This window comes from Xenorhabdus budapestensis (genome assembly GCF_017743015.1).
In the GTDB taxonomy this organism is placed as follows: domain Bacteria; phylum Pseudomonadota; class Gammaproteobacteria; order Enterobacterales; family Enterobacteriaceae; genus Xenorhabdus; species Xenorhabdus budapestensis.
Window position 1 is genome coordinate 253,792 of sequence record NZ_CP072455.1, and the last position, 18,528, is coordinate 272,319.

Annotated in this window: 11 protein-coding genes and 1 pseudogene; 3 read left to right on the forward strand and 9 right to left on the reverse strand. The window is 48.0% G+C overall.

Annotated features, from left to right (window positions below; translation table 11 throughout):
- Positions 1–118 precede the first annotated feature (118 nt).
- Positions 119–736 (reverse strand): glucose-1-phosphatase, encoded by a 618-nt coding sequence (gene yihX, locus HGO23_RS01035; RefSeq protein ID WP_209027643.1) that lies wholly within the window; start codon positions 734–736, stop codon positions 119–121.
- Between the two features lie 242 nt (positions 737–978).
- On the reverse strand, positions 979–2,802 hold the full coding sequence (gene typA, locus HGO23_RS01040) for a ribosome-dependent GTPase TypA (protein WP_099135360.1): 1,824 nt from the start codon (positions 2,800–2,802) through the stop codon (positions 979–981).
- Between the two features lie 504 nt (positions 2,803–3,306).
- On the opposite strand from typA, the gene glnA reads away from it, so the two are divergent.
- The 3 genes from glnA (at position 3,307) to glnG (ending at position 7,372) form a co-directional block, all read left to right on the forward strand.
- Complete coding sequence (gene glnA / locus HGO23_RS01045; RefSeq protein ID WP_099135359.1) at positions 3,307–4,716, forward strand: glutamate--ammonia ligase; 1,410 nt, start codon at positions 3,307–3,309, stop codon at positions 4,714–4,716.
- A gap of 176 nt (positions 4,717–4,892) precedes the next feature.
- The gene (gene glnL, locus HGO23_RS01050; RefSeq protein WP_209027644.1) at positions 4,893–5,936 is read left to right on the forward strand and encodes a nitrogen regulation protein NR(II); all 1,044 of its coding nucleotides are present in this window, start codon (positions 4,893–4,895) and stop codon (positions 5,934–5,936) included.
- A gap of 8 nt (positions 5,937–5,944) precedes the next feature.
- A complete protein-coding gene (gene glnG / locus HGO23_RS01055; protein ID WP_209027645.1) occupies positions 5,945–7,372 on the forward strand; it encodes a nitrogen regulation protein NR(I) in 1,428 nt (475 codons plus the stop codon).
- Between the two features lie 267 nt (positions 7,373–7,639).
- On the opposite strand, the pseudogene HGO23_RS01060 reads toward glnG, so the two are convergent.
- From HGO23_RS01060 to tssH, 7 genes and pseudogenes are all read right to left on the reverse strand, one after another.
- A pseudogene (locus HGO23_RS01060) lies at positions 7,640–7,840 on the reverse strand (contractile injection system protein, VgrG/Pvc8 family); the annotation flags it as partial.
- 2 nt (positions 7,841–7,842) lie between these two features.
- Entirely contained in the window at positions 7,843–9,201 is a 1,359-nt protein-coding gene (locus tag HGO23_RS01065) for a VasL domain-containing protein (RefSeq protein ID WP_209027647.1), read from the reverse strand.
- A gap of 69 nt (positions 9,202–9,270) precedes the next feature.
- Positions 9,271–12,888, reverse strand: coding sequence for a type VI secretion system membrane subunit TssM (gene tssM / locus HGO23_RS01070; RefSeq protein WP_209027649.1), 3,618 nt, complete (start codon positions 12,886–12,888; stop codon positions 9,271–9,273).
- Positions 12,885–14,345 carry a type VI secretion system protein TssA gene (gene tssA, locus HGO23_RS01075; protein ID WP_099135354.1) on the reverse strand — a complete coding sequence of 487 codons (1,461 nt, stop codon included), beginning with the start codon at positions 14,343–14,345 and terminating at the stop codon, positions 12,885–12,887. Before tssA ends, tssM begins: the two co-directional genes overlap by 4 nt.
- A gap of 5 nt (positions 14,346–14,350) precedes the next feature.
- The gene (vasI, locus tag HGO23_RS01080; protein ID WP_099135353.1) at positions 14,351–15,055 is read right to left on the reverse strand and encodes a type VI secretion system-associated protein VasI; all 705 of its coding nucleotides are present in this window, start codon (positions 15,053–15,055) and stop codon (positions 14,351–14,353) included.
- A complete protein-coding gene (locus HGO23_RS01085) occupies positions 15,052–15,876 on the reverse strand; it encodes a Fis family transcriptional regulator (RefSeq protein ID WP_099135352.1) in 825 nt (274 codons plus the stop codon). The genes vasI and HGO23_RS01085 overlap by 4 nt, the downstream gene beginning before the upstream one ends.
- Positions 15,876–18,524, reverse strand: coding sequence for a type VI secretion system ATPase TssH (gene tssH, locus HGO23_RS01090; protein WP_209027651.1), 2,649 nt, complete (start codon positions 18,522–18,524; stop codon positions 15,876–15,878). Before tssH ends, HGO23_RS01085 begins: the two co-directional genes overlap by 1 nt.
- Positions 18,525–18,528: the final 4 nt, after the last annotated feature.

Genomic DNA, 18,528 nt, shown 5'->3' on the forward strand with positions numbered 1-18,528 from the left:
TCCATAAAAGATAGAGTAACTTGTAGGGATAGTATCTTGCTTGCCAAGATGCTATCCCATTTAGAACCTGTTAACTGTTACGTGAAACAGTTACATGAAAACGGTTATGTGAAAGATACTATGTTGCTTCGGGAAGTGAGAAGTCATGTGTTTTAAAATAATCAGGAATGATTTTCCTGTCAGTCACATGAATGGCATTGATACCTAATTTCTGTGCTGCATCAATATGTTCCAAAACATCATCAAAAAAAACTGCCTGTTCAGTAGTTACACCTTCTTTTTCAAGCAAATATTTAAAGATATCCTGATTTGGTTTACGCATTCCCAAGTCTTGGGACAGATAAAGAAAATCTGCCGAAGCAGTAATTTCAGGATAGTGCTGTGGCCAGTACTGGAGATGCAAGTGGTTTGTGTTGGATAATACAACAACCCTATGCCCTTGCCCCCGCAGTTTATTCATTAACTCAATGACTTCCTGCCTGACGCCAATGAAAATCGCATTCCAACCTTCAGAGAATTGTTCAAAGCTGAGTGAGATCTCCATTTCATCACACAGCACTTCAACAAATTCTGTATCCGTGATTTGCCCACATTCATGCTTTTCAAACGCCTCTCCCATTGTAAATTTGGTCGTCAACGTTGCCAGTGGTGTACCACTTAAGTTACTCCAGACAGCCAGTACTCTTTTAAAATCAATATCAATAATCACATTACCCATATCGAAAATGTACAGCATAATCCCTCCTGACTGGTGCTTATGGTTTTGTACTTTTATCATAATTTAATCAAGAAAAAAGGGTAAGACGACAAAGAACAGACAAATTACGCTATTGAGCAATCGTCATTGAAACAGTTAACAATTTAACTAAATCGTAATACTAGCAGGCTGAGGCAGGTAAGCGACAGGGAGAAGAGTTTGGTCAGAAGAGCGCTGATAAAACTCAGGGTGCCGAAGCACCCTAAGCTATTCAAAAGAAATTAACCTTCTTTACTACGGCTTGCGCGACGACGATCATTTTCAGTCAAATGGCGTTTACGCAGACGAATTGATTGTGGTGTAACCTCAACCAGTTCGTCATCATCAATGAACTCCAGCGCTTGCTCCAATGTTTTCTTGATATGTGGAGTCAGCGTTGTCGCTTCATCTGTACCAGAAGCACGAACGTTAGTCAGTTTTTTACCTGTCAGACAGTTTACGGTCAGGTCATTGGAGCGAGAATGGATACCAATGATTTGGCCTTCATAAACTTCTGTACCGTGACCAAGGAACAACTTACCACGCTCCTGCAAACCATACAGAGCATAAGCAACGGCTTTGCCCTGACCATTGGAAATCAGTACACCATTCTGGCGACGACCAATTTCACCCGGACGGATGTCATCATAGTGGCTGAAGGTTGCGTACAGCAGACCAGTACCGGAAGTCATGGTCATAAATTCAGTACGGAAACCGATCAAACCACGGCTTGGGATAACGTAGTCCAGACGCACGCGACCTTTACCATCCGGCAACATATCACGCAGTTCACCTTTACGTTCACCAAGCGCCTGCATCACATCACCCTGGTGCTGCTCTTCGATATCCAGTGTTACCTGTTCGAAAGGTTCCTGCTTACGGCCATCAATTTCACGGAAAATAACTTTTGGACGAGAAACCGCTAATTCGAAACCTTCACGACGCATATTCTCAATCAGGACGGAGAGGTGCAGTTCACCACGACCAGATACACGGAAAGCGTCTGGATCTTCAGTTTCTTCAACACGCAGTGCGACGTTATGAACCAGCTCTTTTTTCAAACGATCCAGGATCTGGCGGGAGGTCACATACTTACCTTCACGGCCACAGAAAGGTGAGGTGTTAACACAGAAAAACATGCTAACGGTAGGCTCATCAACTGCTAACGCTGGCAGAGCTTCAACTGCATTAACCTCACACAGAGTATCAGAGATGTTCAGTTCACCCAGACCGGTAATCGCAATGATATCACCGGCTTCCGCTTTGTCAGATTCGATGCGATCTAATCCCAGATGGCTGAAAACCTTACCAACTTTACCATTACGCGCCTTACCTTCACTATCAATAATCGTGATGTTCTGGTTTGGTCTTACCGTTCCACGCTTGATACGACCGATACCAATAACCCCAACGTAGTTGTTGTAATCCAGCTGAGAAATCTGCATCTGGAATGGGCCATCAAGATCAACTTTAGGCGGCTCAACATGCTCAACGATTGCCTGATACAGCGGAGTCATATCCTCGGCCATATCTGTGTGGTCGTTACCGGCAATCCCCATCAGTGCAGATGCGTAAACAATAGGGAAATCCAACTGTTCGTCGGTTGCACCAAGGTTTACGAACAGGTCGAATACCTGATCGACTACCCAGTCAGGGCGAGCGCCAGGACGGTCAACTTTGTTGATAACAACGATTGGCTTCAAACCGTGGGCGAAGGCTTTCTGAGTTACAAAGCGAGTCTGCGGCATCGGGCCATCCATCGCATCCACCAGTAACAAAACACTGTCGACCATTGACATCACGCGCTCTACTTCACCACCGAAATCGGCGTGGCCCGGGGTATCTACGATATTGATGCGGTAGTCATTCCATTTAATAGCGGTGTTTTTTGCAAGAATGGTGATACCACGTTCTTTTTCCAGATCATTGGAATCCATCACGCGCTCGGTCGCGGCTGCACGCTCACCAAATGTACCAGATTGCTGTAGAAGTTTATCAACCAGCGTAGTTTTGCCATGGTCAACGTGAGCGATAATGGCAATATTTCTTAAGTTATTAATTGACAAGTATTTTTACCGTTTTAGCTATTTGAAGAAATATTAAATACAGACAGCGTGACAGATTGCAACGCTACTCTCATTTAACACAAATATGGTGCTATTTTACACGTTATAGCTACAGAGTGAAATAAATGTGAAGTGCATCACTTTTGAAGTTTATCTATTTTCTGAATATAAACGTGTCATAACTTAAAGTGATAATAACAGTAACTGTAATGGATTAACCTTATTTATTTTCACTAAAATGGTGCATTATTGTCATTTTTATTCACTAATTTAGTGCAAGAATACTTAAGGATCCCTCTGTGCTTTTGTCTATTTGCTGAGTTTTATACCTATTTATAAATATACACAATCAGATTCAATGGCTTTTAAAAGTTGGCACGTTTTTCGCAATGTGTTCTGGCATTGAAAATCGCAATAAAATTGGCTGTATACAAAGACACTATCAGCCACTTAAGATAGGGTAGCCAGCGCCTTATCCAGCCTACGTAAACCAGGAGAACTCATATGTCCGTTGAACATGTTTTGTCCATGATTGAAGAACATCAGGTGAAGTTTATTGACTTACGTTTTACTGACACTAAAGGTAAAGAACAGCACATCACCATTCCTGCCCACCAGATTGATGAAGATTTCTTCGAAGATGGCAAAATGTTCGACGGTTCATCTATCAAAGGTTGGAAAGGTATCAATGAATCCGACATGGTACTAATGCCAGATCCATCTACCGCAATGCTTGACCCTTTCTTTGACGATGCCACGCTCATTATACGTTGCGATATCCTGGAACCTGGCACAATGCAAGGTTATGGTCGTGATCCTCGCTCTATTGCAAAACGTGCGGAAGATTTCCTGCGCGCAAGTGATATTGCAGATACTGTTTTGTTCGGGCCAGAACCGGAATTCTTCCTGTTTGATGATGTCCGTTTCGGCAATTCTATTTCAGGTTCTTATTATCATATTGATGATACCGAAGCGGCCTGGAATAGCGGCACTCGCTATGAAGGTGGTAACAAAGGCCATCGCCCAGGAGTTAAAGGTGGCTATTTCCCTGTCCCTCCGGTGGACTCTTCTCAGGATCTGCGTTCAGCAATGTGCCTGACCATGGAGGAAATGGGTTTGGTTGTGGAAGCCCACCACCACGAAGTGGCAACAGCAGGTCAGAACGAAGTCGCAACTCGTTTCAACACCATGACCAAAAAAGCGGATGAAACCCAGATTTATAAATATGTGGTACATAATATCGCCCATGCTTTCGGCAAGACAGCGACATTTATGCCAAAACCGCTGGTCGGAGATAACGGCTCTGGAATGCATTGTCACATGTCACTGGCTAAAGGCGGTGTCAACCTGTTCGCCGGAGACAAATATGGTGGGTTATCTGAATTGGCTCTTTACTATATCGGCGGCATCATCAAACATGCCCGTGCCCTGAATGCCTTTACTAACCCAACCACTAACTCGTATAAACGTCTGGTACCTGGTTTTGAGGCTCCCGTGATGCTGGCCTATTCTGCCCGCAACCGCTCTGCATCTATCCGTATCCCGGTTGTAGCCAGCAGTAAAGCTCGTCGTATTGAAGTACGTTTCCCAGATCCGGCCGCAAATCCTTATCTGGCCTTCTCTGCTCTGCTTATGGCTGGCCTTGATGGTATCATCAACAAAATACATCCGGGCGATGCGATGGATAAAAACCTGTATGACTTGCCAGCCGAAGAAGCCCAAGAGATCCCAACCGTAGCCTCTTCTCTGGAAGAAGCACTGGCTGCACTGGATACAGATCGCGAATTCCTGACCCGCGGTGGTGTTTTCACTGATGATGCAATTGATGCTTATATTGGTGTCTTGAACAGTGAAATCGAACGCGTTCGTATGACTCCACATCCTCTGGAGTTTGAACTGTATTACAGCGTTTAATGCTTGAAGGCACTACAATTGCTCCTTTTTATTTTGTTGCCGTGAAACTTTTGGCCCATCTTCGGATGGGCTCTTTTCCCTCTGAACTTTCCTTCTCGATAGAGTGGGTGACCAATTCATGATCAAATAAGATACAACGCACCAAAAAAGTGCAAAGGCTGAAAGGTTGGATAGAAATGGCTGATTTTCCCAAAACAGAACAGATTCTTGATTCACTGATAAACAGTGTGTTGGTACTGGATAACGATTTAATTATCCACTATGCCAATCATTCCGCCATGCAACTTCTGGCACAAAGTACACGTAAATTATTTGGCACTCCTCTTCCGGTATTGTTCAGCTATATCTCATTAGATACGGAATTTATGCGTTCCAGTCTGATACGCGGGCATGGTTTTACGGATAACGAAGTCATATTAGTGATCAACAATCACTCACATGTTATGTCGCTCAGTGCCCAACCAATTTCCGAACAGTTTATTCTGCTGGAACTCGCTCCTATGGATAGCCAGCGCCGTTTAAGCCAAGAGCAGATACAACAGGCACAGCAGGCGGCTGCGCGGGAATTGGTTCGGGGGCTGGCACATGAAATCAAAAACCCACTGGGGGGTTTACGGGGAGCCGCACAATTATTGGCAAAAACACTGCCAGATCCCTCCCTGCAAGAATATACTCAAGTCATTATCGAACAGGCAGACAGGCTTCGTACCCTTGTGGATCGATTATTGGGGCCACAGCATCCCGGAGCTCAGATCCGCCAGAGCATTCACCATGTGGTAGAACGGGTCTATCAATTGGTATCACTGGAAATGCCCGACAATGTCACATTAATCAAGGACTATGATCCCAGCCTGCCGGAGCTATCCCATTACCCTGATCAGATTGAACAGGTTTTATTGAATATTACCCGCAATGCCCTACAAGCATTGGACAGTAAAGGTGGCATAATCACTTTACGAACCCGAACAGCATTCCAAATCGCCTTACATGGTGAGCGTTATCGCTTAGCTGCCAGAATTGATATTGAAGATAATGGGCCAGGCATTCCTCCCGGTATTCAGGATACGCTATTCTACCCGATGGTAAGTGGGCATGAGGGAGGAACCGGGCTAGGTTTATCTATTGCCCGCAGTCTTATTGATCAACATTCTGGAAAAATCGAATTTACCAGTTGGCCGGGACATACGGAGTTTTCCATTTACCTGCCTATCAAGAAATAGGGGATACCATGCAACGAGGAAAAATCTGGATCGTTGATGACGACAGCTCTATCCGTTGGGTACTTGAACGAGCGCTGAGTGGCGCAGGTATGGAGTGTATCAGTTTTGAAAACGCAGATTCCGTATTGGCAGCACTATCACAAGGTTGTCCCGACGTTTTGCTGTCAGACATCCGCATGCCGGGTCTGGATGGGCTGAGCTTGCTCAATCAAATCAAACAGAACTATCCACAACTTCCGGTCATCATTATGACTGCTCATTCCGATTTGGATGCAGCCGTCAGCGCCTACCAACACGGTGCATTCGATTATCTACCGAAGCCATTCGATATTGATGAAACTGTCGCGTTGGTTGAACGTGCATTAAGTCATTCCCGGGAACAACAACACTCATCCCGTAATTCTAAAATATCGTCATCAGTCTCTGAAATGATTGGAGAAGCTCCTGCCATGCAGGAGGTATACCGGATTATCGGACGGCTTTCCCGCTCCTCCATCAGCGTCTTAATCAATGGTGAATCAGGCACAGGGAAAGAATTGGTTGCCCATGCTCTGCACCGCCATAGTCCAAGAGCCGCAGCCCCTTTTATTGCCTTGAATATGGCAGCAATCCCAAAAGATTTAATTGAGTCAGAATTATTTGGTCACGAAAAAGGGGCTTTCACTGGTGCCAATCAGATTCGCCACGGGCGTTTTGAGCAAGCTAATGGAGGTTCACTGTTTCTGGATGAAATTGGCGATATGCCACTGGATATCCAAACACGCCTATTGCGGGTTCTGGCAGAAGGGCAATTCTATCGCGTAGGTGGCTATGCGCCAGTAAAAGTTGATGTACGAATTATTGCAGCGACCCACCAGCACCTTGAGCAACGGGTTAAGGAGGGTAAATTCCGTGAAGATCTCTATCATCGTCTGAACGTGATCCGCGTACAATTGCCACCTTTGCGGGATCGTGCAGAAGATATTCCCCGTCTGGCACAACATTTTCTGCAACAGACAGCCAAAGAGCTGGGCGTTGAAGCGAAAACACTACATCCTGATACCGAAACAGCTCTGATGCACCTGTCATGGTCTGGAAATGTCCGTCAGCTAGAGAATGTTTGTCGCTGGTTGACGGTGATGGCAGCCAGTAAGGAAATCCTGGTGCAAGATTTACCGACTGATTTAATTGAAAGTCAGTCTTCTAAACAAACAGATAATCTTCCTGTTTCCCTCCTTTCATCAGGAGATTGGTCACAGCAATTGGCATCATGGGCAGAAAAAGCCTTACAGGAAGGCCAGGTTGATCTCCTTTCCGATGTATTACCGCGATTAGAACGTACATTGCTTAGTTGTGCCTTGACACACACTAATGGACATAAACAGGAAGCTGCCCGTTTACTCGGTTGGGGAAGGAATACAATAACGCGGAAATTGAAGGAATTGGGGTTGGGGTAGGTATACTTTTAACGCGTCACTATCTTTGTATGGTGCACCCGCAAGTTATTTCTCCTGTATCAGCGGTTATCGGCTTTTTGAACCAGAACAGCATAAGAGATTTATCATTATTACCCGGCTTCAATGCTGTTAGGCTGTATGGAATACTTTCAGGAGTTATAATCAATACCATATTTATCAAGTTTCGTATTGGTTTGAGGCGCTTTTTTAAAATATAAAACTCCCAATTTTGTATTTGTTACAATTCCGTATCCCGCTTGTAATACCGAATACAGTGTTACCCTGCTCAAAGTAGGATACAACCCCCGTGATGCTACGTTGTTCAACACCATCCTGCAAAATGGTCAGTGTGGCTGTGCGATCCAGTACGGTTGGAAAATCAATAGCCGGATCAGCACTCGCCAGTCCTACATTCAAGTTGAACGGTTGGGAAAAACTTTCATTCAAAGTGAAGTCCATAACAACAAAGTTTACTCGCCACCGACGTGTTTGGCGGTACGGTCACGCTGTTCAGACACATAACGCAAGCGGTCATAACGGCCGAGCAGCGCGTTAAAACGCTCATTGATTCCTTTCATCAGTACAGGCGGAACAGCTTCGCCTTTTTCCACATGAGCACTCAACTGGCGCAGCAGCTCTTCCAGTGGTACTTCGCTGCCGTGGCTGCGCTGGATGTCGTAAATGGCAGTCTTAAGATAAGAGAGGGTAAAACTGCCACGGGTGCGCTCCTGTAACAGGATTTTGTCTGCCAGTTGCTGGAGCTGATCACGAGTGGTGTACCAACTGCCTTTCAACGGTACGCTGTCGATACGGGCAGTCATCTGTTGTTGCCAGTTACGGGTGGCGTTAACCTGCTCTGCCGATTGTGGCCACTGTTTCTCAGCGGTTGTTGTCACTGTCCGGGCTGCTTCCCATGTGGCGAGAGGAGATGTCTCTGCCAAACGGTCAAGCTGGAATGAATAGTTTGCTAAGGCCGGCTGGTACAGCCACGCCAATCGTGAACCTGCTGGTTGTTCTGTCATGGCATTCAATTGCTGTTGCAGCGGTTTGTAGAGCAGCAACCAGCTTCCTATCAATACCAATACCCCCAACAATGCCCCAAGACCAAAGCCCTGCCATGCTGTCAGGCCGCGCGGCGGTTGTTCAGGAAACTGTACTTTGACCCTCTGTTGGTTACCCGTTGTAATACTTTCAGGATGTGGCGGTAGAGAAGATGGTGATGTTTCCGGCTCTGATTCGGATTTGGACAGATAGACCAGTGGTGGCATCTGTACCGGCTGATGTACCGGTTTCGCGGCCTGCCGAGGTTTCTCCAGTTTTTTCGCCGCGTTCTGGAAGAACCACAGTAAATTCTCCACTCTCGGTAAACGTTTCAGGTCGGATTGCTGTAGCCGGTCGATAATCAGCTGAAGTGCCCGCTCGGCACGATAAATCATCCGCAGGTCACTGGCGGCAAAGTCCAGTTGACGCAGTATGCTACCAGTACGGGTGTGGAACCATTCCAGCAAATCAGTACGTACCTGCGGCTGTGGCGGCCACAAGGCATCCCACTCACTGACGATAACACCTGCCAACAGTTCACAACCTTCAGTGAATCCCGCCAGCCCGTTTAGCTGCATTCTGGCTAATGTGTAATAAATTGCCGTTTGCAAATCAACGCCATTGGTTTTGAACAAGGTCAGTGACAGCGATTCCACCAGCATCCAGTTCACTTCCGGTTGCGACGGATGGCTGGTTTTGTTGATTTCATCGCGGATAACCGCGAATTCCGGCAGGTTCAGTGGACTGCCGCCTGCCCGGATAATGAGATTTTCAGGGTGCCCGCTCATGTCTGTTTTTTCTCCTTAAAAAAACCTGCCCGGAGGCAGGAGAGGTTTTTACTTTCAATACTCTTCACCTCAATAGAGGGTATCCGGCAGTTTGAACTGGCTGAACAGCCCACCGGCAAACGGGTTGTCCGATTCATCCACGTAGATGCGGTAGGTCACCTCACCTCCCTCTACGCTAAAGCGTACGTCGAAGGAACCCGGTTGAACGTTGGTCAGTTTGCCGCTGTTAATCAGCCGCAACTGAGCCCACGGCCCCACATAGCTGACAGAGCGCGGTGCCTGATTGCTTCTGTCCGGCATCAGAGTCAATTTACTTTCTGTACCCGCACGCATGGTGTTCGGCCATATCAGACGTGCAACATTACTGCGGCCGTGGGTATAATCCACCAACTGACCATCAAGGTTCAGCAGAGCACGACGTTTGTTACCAGTCAGATTCACTGGCTCAATGGCAAACTGAGTTCCCAACCCATTTTGTGGTGAGAAGAAGGTGGCGCGAATGCGGTTTGCATTCTCCAACTGTTTCAACACGTCAGGACGGATCAGTTCACGACCATCCGTACCCGTGGTGAGGTTGTTTGCCACAAATGGTTTCAGGCTCTGCTTGTAGAAAGCATCCAGTGTGCCGTCCGGACGGAAGAAGCGCTCAAATTCGCTTAACGGTACTTCTTCTTTAGCATTCGGATTGAACGGATAACGGCCAGCCAGATAGGTGTTGTACTGTTTGACGACAGTATCTTGCCATTCCACTTCCAGTGAGCGTACCGCCTCCATCATCACCACACGCCACGCCTGATTAGCCAGTTCTCCAACCCAGCGATCTAACGGCTCTGGCAGGTTTTTCGCCATCTGCTGTACTTCAAAAATCGCATCACTGTTGTTCTTATCCAGACGCATCTGAACTGCTTGCAGTGCCGCCTTACCGGGTGTTGGTGAATTCTGGATAGCCAGCAGATAACGATGCAATGCCATCAATTTCTGGTAGACGCTTTGCAATGTACTGCCCTTATCACCATGCTCAATCAATACGCCGGCTTCCTGTGCAAAACCACGGCTGATATCCGTCAATAAGCTGTAATCCTTTTTCTCCAATAACGCATTTCTTTCCGTATTGCTCAATGAGCTGTCGAGCATCGGCGGGTTGGTGTTATCGCTCAGGATTTGTAACGCCCGTTTGATAGGCTGTTCACCACTAATTACCTGTTCAATGGCACTGATAGCCTGTGGCAAATCCTCAAAATCACGTACTTCGAGGTTGTTCATCGCTGCCCGCCATGTTGCGGTGTAATCTGCCAGGTACAGTTCAGTGATTTCATTCTCAATCCTATCCCGATCTGCTTTACTGTAATTGTCTTTACGTTGTGACGGCTCCGACTCTTTGTATTGATCTTTATTCTTCGATAAGTTCAGCACCCAGCTATCCATCTCGGTCAGCTCTACCAACTTATCACTCTGCTGGACGAAGTAATCCATAAGGCCATGACGGGTCAGGAACTGAGGTATCACCAGCCGTTTTTCGTTACTGGCGACAAATACGCTGTCAAAACTCGGGCCAATCTGATCACGCAGGTTGATAGGCGCTGACAGAGTATCCTGAGCCTTGATACGCAGGTTTTGATAAACCCGTTGTTTAACGGAGAGTGTGCTCAGCTCCTGCTGAGCCTGTCGGATTGGTTTCGCAAACGGAGCGAAGCTATCAATAGCCTCCCGATCGCCTGCATCGCGTTTCTCTTTCCACTTAGAAAGATCCAATGCGTAATTCAGGTGGGTCAGCAATGCCTCCTGCACATCACGCTGACCATAAAACGCCTTACTCCAGCGCTCACGCATATACTGTGCCACCAACCCTTTATTACGTTTACTCTCATCTTCCATCATGCGCATGACACGCAGAATTTCGAGTTTTTCCTCACTGCCTGCTGGTGCCTTATTCAGGTCATCCAACAGAACACGCATCAGGGATGGCAGGAAATGCTGCTCCAGCAGATTCAGATACGTGTTTTCCACTTTCTTCCCTACCCGGCTGCCCTGATACAACCCCATGTCCGTCAGGAAAGATTTGTTCTCGTAGTAGTTGCCGTAAGCCAGTGTTGCGTCACGGATCGGGTTCAGCAACGGCAACTGGAGACTACCGTAGTTGTCATCACCTTTCGGAGCGGGTACAGAGAGGAATTTTTTCGCCTCTGCCAGCACTTCTTCCCCTGCCCGATAGTTTTTCTGGTAGAAATAATGCCAGCCACCCCACATTGTCAGTATGACCAGCGCACTAACGGTGGAGAAGGTGTACAACTGGCGGCGATTGCGGCTCAGCCAGATCCGGTTTTCTGCCGCCAGATTCGGCTCTGCCAGTAATACGTCTTCAAACAGGGATTGAGTGAAGTATGGCAAAGTGTCACCCGTCGGCCATGTCGGAAACGCCTGCGTACCGAGGTGATACTGCGCCGAAGCCGACTGGGTAAATATGTCGTCCATCTGTCCCATCTGATGGGCGGAAGTCAGGTAAACTCCGCGCAGCCTCGGACGATGGTTTTCGTCATTGTACAAAATGTCTTCCAGCATCTGCACGATATAACTGTGCAGACCCTGAATCTGACGGGTGAAACTGAACAATGCGCTGCGCTGGTTGGCATCAACACTGTTCAGCATCATATCCGGCATTGCACCGTTCAGGTTGTTCATCCACTTCTGCCAGAATTGTTCCAGCTCACTACGCCATGCTTTTTCATCACGGCTGCTAAGGTGATTGTTGAGACTGAAAGTAACACCGAGGATCTGATCACGCTGTTTGCGATCCAGTGACTGGTACATCGCCTCAAAGCCGTGCAACAAGTCAATCTTGGTCATTACCAGATAGAGCGGCAACTGACTGTGGAAGGTCAGACGGATTTCTTGCAAACGCTGGTGGATTTCCCGCACGTACCGATCCCGTTGTTCACGGTTATCTGTCAGCAAACGCAAAGTGTCTACGGTCAGAATAATGCCGTTAAGCGGCTGACGCTGACGGTTTTCCGACAACCAGTTCAGCAGAGCTTCCCACAGGCGACTGTTGATCTGCGGTTTGTCACTGTTCAGCGGAACGGGCTGGTCAATCAGATGGCCTCTGGGGTCAATGATGACTGCTTTTTCCCCCAACCAACAACGCAGCAACAGAGGAATTTCGCCGTCCTGACGCAGGTATTCCGGTGCGGCAATTTCAGACAGTTTGTAACCTTCCTTAATCAAAGAAGTTTTACCGCTCTGCTGGCTACCGATCACCATGTACCACGGACGTTCGTACAGGTAGTTGTAGGAGTCCAGATGGCGCTGTAACTGAGATTTCCAGTGATCGAGGTAACGGTCTTGGTATTCAATATCTACGCGTACCGGATCAACCACTTTCAGTTCAACGTCAAGGTTCAGTTTTTCAAGCTGACGCAAGCGACGCCATGCTTTCATGCCGATCCAACCTAGCACAGCCATAATGATAATGGCCGTCGCCAACCAACGGGCAGCAAGGCTTTCCAGCGGGTAATCTTCACGTATTTTCCATTCCGATCCCCACCACCAGACTGCTATCAGGAGCAGACAGGGGATAAGCGCCAGAATAAGTGCCGTCGTTGCTTTAAGACGCGGCATGGATTTAAATTTCCCCAGCGCCGGCAAGACCGATTTCAATTGAGAGATTGATGACAAAGAGGGCCATTTCATGGGTTAACGCTCCTGTTGGAAGCAGTATCCTTATCAAGCGAAGGGATTTTTTCAGCCAGTAAAGTCAGTAGGCTGGGTTCCCATTGAGTCAATAACATGTGTTGTCCAGTGTGTAACAAATTCCGGTAATGCTGCTGTGCCAGTGCTGTCATGCCAGCTTCTTCAAGAAGTTTAGCATTGAGCAACTGACCATAGAATTGATCACGGGGCTCCGTGAGTTGCTGCTGGTGCTCTTCCAACATTTTCAGGGCTGCTTCCAGCCCTTGCTGCTGGAAACATTGCCAGATAGCTTCCTGATCAGCAGACACCGAACCGCCTCCGGTTGATGCAGTCGGTTCAGGTGCCAGCCAATTCAGAGTCTCTGTAGAAATAAACGAACTCATATCGGAAAAACTTAAGGTTTTTAATATGGGTAACCGTTCTAAAAACGCATTCAGTTCGTTACGAATGGCCTGTGCAACATTTTTATAGCCCAGTTGTAACGCGGCCTGAGCAGCAATGGCGTGTCCATCCAGCCAGTAAGGCGCAAGTGTCAGACTCTGCTCGATCTGCGCCAGCAGCTTGTTATCCGCTGTTGGCAGCCTTGCCAAATAATCAGCAGTACGATCCGCAGAAGTCGGTGCCAACGGTGTTTTACCCGTGGCATTCGCCATTGGTGCCGTCGTGATGGTATGCCAGACGGCATGACGGCGCAGGCAATAACCGATAGGTGATTCCGGATATCGTTCACAAAGCAGATCTGAAACCGTCATCAGGGTTTGTTTCCACGCTTTTTCGCTGGAGCTATTGACGTCCACTTCCGGCATTGGTGCAACTTCATTGACCTGATGTGAATCTGTCTGATGTGAATGTGCTTCAGTCTCTGCTTTGGGTGCCATTGATATCGCAGGAGTAGGCTGTGATGGTGCCGGGCTTGCTCCTGGCTGACGGTTATAACGGGTACGCAGTTGATCAATTTCTTTTGCCAGATCAGGTTCACTCGCGTGCCAGCATTGTGCAAGATGAGCTAATACCCCTTGTGCATCATCCCGTTGATTTTTGCTGGATTGCTCTGTAAAGCCTGCCTGAGCAGAATCAAAACGTTTGATCACCTGCTGTGCAAGACGGCGCTTCAACAATGGTTTGTTCGGCCATGCTTTTTCCCAGTAGTTTTTCACGTACTCAGTCAACAGCTCTATCGCTAAGAGCAATTCAGCAGGATGGCCTGCGTGTTGCAGGGTTCGCAGCAAGTGCACCATCAACCGGAAATCTTTGCTGGTTTCGCTGAAAAGTTGCAGAGCCTGTCGCTGGATTTCTCCGATATCCAGCGAGCTATGTGACAGCGAGCCAAATTTAATCATTTCGCCATCAATAAATTCCCATGCCGGTTCATTGTCATCCAGAGCTTTGCCAATCTGTTCGTCGGACAGTGGGGTCAGCAGGGAGCCGAACCAGTCGAATTGTGTTCTGATATCCATGTCGATTACCAACGACAGGCTTCGCGCAATGGTTTCGCGGCCTGCTCCAACTGAGAAATGTTAAAGGTTATCTGGCTACCTTGACCTGGCGTGATGGTCATCTGGTCGCTGCCCATTAAGCGTTTGATTTCATCAATCCCCGGCAAGCCACGGCTGGATTCCCATAAGTAACCGCGTTCCCGCAAGAACCATTCGGTTTTGAACTGGGTTTTGTTTGTCGTGATAGTGACCTCCCCCGACTCCGCCGGTTTAGGCAAAGCTACCTGCAAACGGGTGATGCGATCAATGCAGCTCAGCATCAAGACAGGCCGCGGTGGCGGAACCCCGATTGCAGGGGTGGTCAGGACTATCCGGGTTGTACCGTTTTCTCCCTGTGTGACGATGAAACCGGTGGAATAATCGGTACGTTGCATTTCCTGCTCCATCGCTTTCCGCCATAAAGGCCCCATGTCTTCCAGCGTCACAGGCAAAGCATTGACCTTAAGGTTATCCAACTCCCTGTCATAACATGCCAGTCGGATAAGAGGAGATGGCTCAAAGCGGCATTGTTGCAGTGCACTCAATTGTTTTTCCTGTTGTACAATCACTTCTTGTACAGCCACTTCCTGTGGTTTGGACTCTGCGATTTCTTTTGCCCCTGCCATCTCCGCAAGTTTGGGATCGCCTGCCAATGACGCAAGTAATGAGCTGATAATTAACACAATATTCATAATCTACACCCGTATTTTGCCAGTTTGTAAACCAACGTGCGCTGAGCAATGCCCAGACTTTGAGCAATCAGTCTGGTGTCATTGCCATATTGACGCTGACGTTGAACCAACACGGCACTTTCAAATTCTTCTATGGCTTTTGGCAGATTATCGATGTGGCTGTAATCCACGGAGATACTGCCTGCCCTTGAGTTTTTCGATTCACTCAGGGAGGCAAGCAGTTCATCCAATTGTTTTTCTTTTTGGCGCTGGACCTGAAATACCTGACGGATCTGGCGTAACTGCCCACGCAGTTGTTCAAGTTCCTGCAACTTTTTCAGACGGTGCTGCATGACATGGCAATAGATGCCGAACATGTTTTCATTGTTGATAAAATGGCTGACATTTTCGGCAAAAATGGCAATAACACCGCAAGCCTGTCCGTTGTAGTCAAACAGAGGAATGGCATACAACCCGCAGTTATGCGGCAGCTCTGCAATAAATGTGCGGAAGTGAATATCGTCAATACGTGCCCCGTGGTTAAGGGAATCCCATAACGTTGAGGTTCCCTTACGCAGCACTTGTATCAATGGGTTATTGACATCATCAATATCCACATGCAGCCTGCGTGAGCTGGTTTGCTGATGTTCTGGTAAGTTAAGATCTGGCAGATTGATGTTTGGCAAATTACAGCATTCCAGCCTGTTTTCATGACTGTTAAGCAGGAAAACTAAAAGGGCATCAAAACGCGAGCTTTGGCTCACCAGCAAAAAGTGGTCAACCAGTTGTTCAATGGTGTTATCTTCCAATAACGCTAACGCGCTTTTCAGCCGCTGTTTCATTATTCTGCCTCCTCAACCTCTGCGTGGAACTCATGTTCTGCTACGGTTAAACGAATGGCACGGATTGGGGTGCCTGCTGCCATTTTCTGCAATAGCAACAGTGAAACTGGCGGCAACAGTGCACCGTCAATGATGGATTCCAGCATACGGGCACCATTTTCCGTACGGGTAGCACGTTGCAGGATCTCTTCGGCCACATCATCGCTGATAGTGACTTCTGCGTTGAAGCGTTGGGACAACAGTTTGTCCAGTCTGTCCAATTTGGCCCGAATGATAGTTTTCAGCGTTTCATGGCCCAGCGGCAGGTAAGGGATCACTTCCATACGAGCCAGCAGGGCAGGTTTGAAGAATGCCGCCAGTTCCGGGTAAAGCTGATCATTGATCTGCTCTGGTTGCTCGGCGTAATCAACAATGGTTTGGTAGCCCAGATTGGAGGTCAGGAAGAACACGACGTTTTTACAGTCGATGATACGGCCTTCACCATCTGCTAATTCACCTTTGTCGAATGCCTGATAGAACAGGTTCAACACATCCGGGTGAGCTTTTTCCACTTCATCCAACAAGACAACGGAATAAGGTTTCTGACGGATAGCTTCGGTCAGCACGCCGCCTTCTCCGTATCCCACATAACCCGGAGGAGAACCGATCAGACGTGAAACGGTGTGTTTCTCCTGAAACTCAGACATGTTGATAGTGGTGAGGTACTGACGACCACCAAACATCAGTTCAGCAAGTTGCAATACGGTTTCGGTTTTACCAACGCCACTTGGCCCTACCAACAGGAATGCTCCCAGAGGACGTCCCGGACGACGCAGGTCAGCACGTGCGGTCAACAGGTGCTTATGCAGGTATTGAATAGCAATTTCCTGCCCTTTGATGCTCTGTCCCAGATGGATAGGCAATTCAGTCACGATTGACAGTTCGCTCTGTGACAAGCGGTTCAACGGAACACCCGTCCATTCAGCGATAACAGCGGCAATCTGGGTTTTGTCCACATGCGGAGAAACCAGTGTTTGTTTCTGCTGAAGTTCAGCCAATTGTGCGTTGAGTTGTGCCAGTTTTTCGATCAGAGATTGTTCATCGGCTGGTTCTGCGGCAGTTTCTTCTTGTTCGCTCGTGTTATTTTCTGCTTGATCACCAGACAACAGCTGACTGCGCAATTCGATGATCTGCTTCACCAGTTCCTGCTGTTGCTGCCAACTGTTTTCCAGAGTGGTCAGTTGCTCCTGGATCTCTTGTTGCTGGTTTTGCAGCTCTTCCAGTCTTTCTGCATGTTCGTTCAGCCCCATCCGCTGTTCTCTTTCCAGCACATCGATTTCCATCTGCATTTGATGAAGTTCGGTCGTCAGGGAGGAAATCTGACGCGGTGGCGATGTCAGGTTAATAGCTACGCGGGCACAAGCGGTATCCAAAACATCAATCGCTTTATCCGGCAACTGACGACCAGAGAGATAACGGTCACTCAATATGGCTGAGGATTTCAGTGCTTCATCGTCGATCAGGACCCCATGTGCCTGCTCGTAGATGGCTCGCAGGCCACGCATAATGATGGTTGCTTCTGCTGCGCTGGGTTCAGAGACTTTTACTAACTGGAAACGACGGGACAATGCCGCGTCTTTCTCGAAGTATTTTTTGTACTCGCTCCATGTCGTTGCAGCGATGGTTTTCAATTCACCACGCGCCAGTGCAGGTTTCAGCAGGTTGGAGATATCCAGTCCGCCGGCCTGATTACCTGCCCCAATCAGGGTATGGGCTTCATCAATAAACAGAATGATCGGCACAGATGACTGATTGATTTCAGTCATAATGCCTTTGAAACGTTTTTCAAATTCACCTTTGACTGCGGCTCCTGCCTGCAACGCACCGAGATCCAGAGTCAGCAATTCACTGTTACGCAGTTTATCTGGTACACGATCATTGATGATACGCAGCGCCAGACCTTCAATCAGAGCACTTTTACCTACACCTGCTTCACCCACAACGATGGGGTTGTTTTTACGACGGCGGCAAAGAATGTCGATCATCAGGTCGATTTCATTATCACGGCACAGTACCGGATCGAGTTTGCCCTGACGAGCCTGCTCAGTCATGTTCTGGGTAAAGCGCGCCAGCAAGCTGTCACTGTTTGCCGGATGTACACCTTGCCCCTCTTTATCACTGGCACTGAAAGGCTGTTCGGCAGAGCCATTTGTCCATTCAGCAAAGTTCTGGCGCAGCAGTTCACGGTTAATGCTTGCCAGCAAACGCGCAGACTGCGGAGCCAGATAGCGCAGTGGGCTGAATAACAAGGCAATCAACATTACGCCACTGCGCAGTTCGGGATGTTGCATTTCGGTGGAAGCCAGCAGCCAGCTATCCTGTAACCATTCCACCAGCATTGGAGAAAAGTTCGGATAAGTTTGTACAATCGCCTGATGATGTGCGACCACCTGATCGAGTTGCTCTTTCAGCAAATCTTTATCGACGTCTGCTTTATTAAGGATCAAACGCACATCACTGAGTGGTGTATCGATCATTTGCAGCAGCAGTTGAGCAACCGTGATCTCAGGTTGCTGTTGACTGACGCAGGATGCCGCCGCCGCTTCCAGTGCATGACGGGCCATCGGGTTTAAACGGTTTACAAGAGTGGGCAGATCAATCTGAATCATGACG

Bases quoted from the DNA above. Each gene is read 5' to 3' on its own strand.
- yihX (WP_209027643.1), bottom strand. From the start codon at position 736: ATGCTGTACATTTTCGATATGGGTAATGTGATTATTGATATTGATTTT.
- glnA (WP_099135359.1), top strand. From the start codon at position 3,307: ATGTCCGTTGAACATGTTTTGTCCATGATTGAAGAACATCAGGTGAAG.
- glnL (WP_209027644.1), top strand. From the start codon at position 4,893: ATGGCTGATTTTCCCAAAACAGAACAGATTCTTGATTCACTGATAAAC.
- glnG (WP_209027645.1), top strand. From the start codon at position 5,945: ATGCAACGAGGAAAAATCTGGATCGTTGATGACGACAGCTCTATCCGT.
- HGO23_RS01065 (WP_209027647.1), bottom strand. From the start codon at position 9,201: ATGAGCGGGCACCCTGAAAATCTCATTATCCGGGCAGGCGGCAGTCCA.
- tssM (WP_209027649.1), bottom strand. From the start codon at position 12,888: ATGAAATGGCCCTCTTTGTCATCAATCTCTCAATTGAAATCGGTCTTG.
- tssA (WP_099135354.1), bottom strand. From the start codon at position 14,345: ATGGATATCAGAACACAATTCGACTGGTTCGGCTCCCTGCTGACCCCA.
- vasI (WP_099135353.1), bottom strand. From the start codon at position 15,055: ATGAATATTGTGTTAATTATCAGCTCATTACTTGCGTCATTGGCAGGC.
- HGO23_RS01085 (WP_099135352.1), bottom strand. From the start codon at position 15,876: ATGAAACAGCGGCTGAAAAGCGCGTTAGCGTTATTGGAAGATAACACC.
- tssH (WP_209027651.1), bottom strand. From the start codon at position 18,524: ATGATTCAGATTGATCTGCCCACTCTTGTAAACCGTTTAAACCCGATG.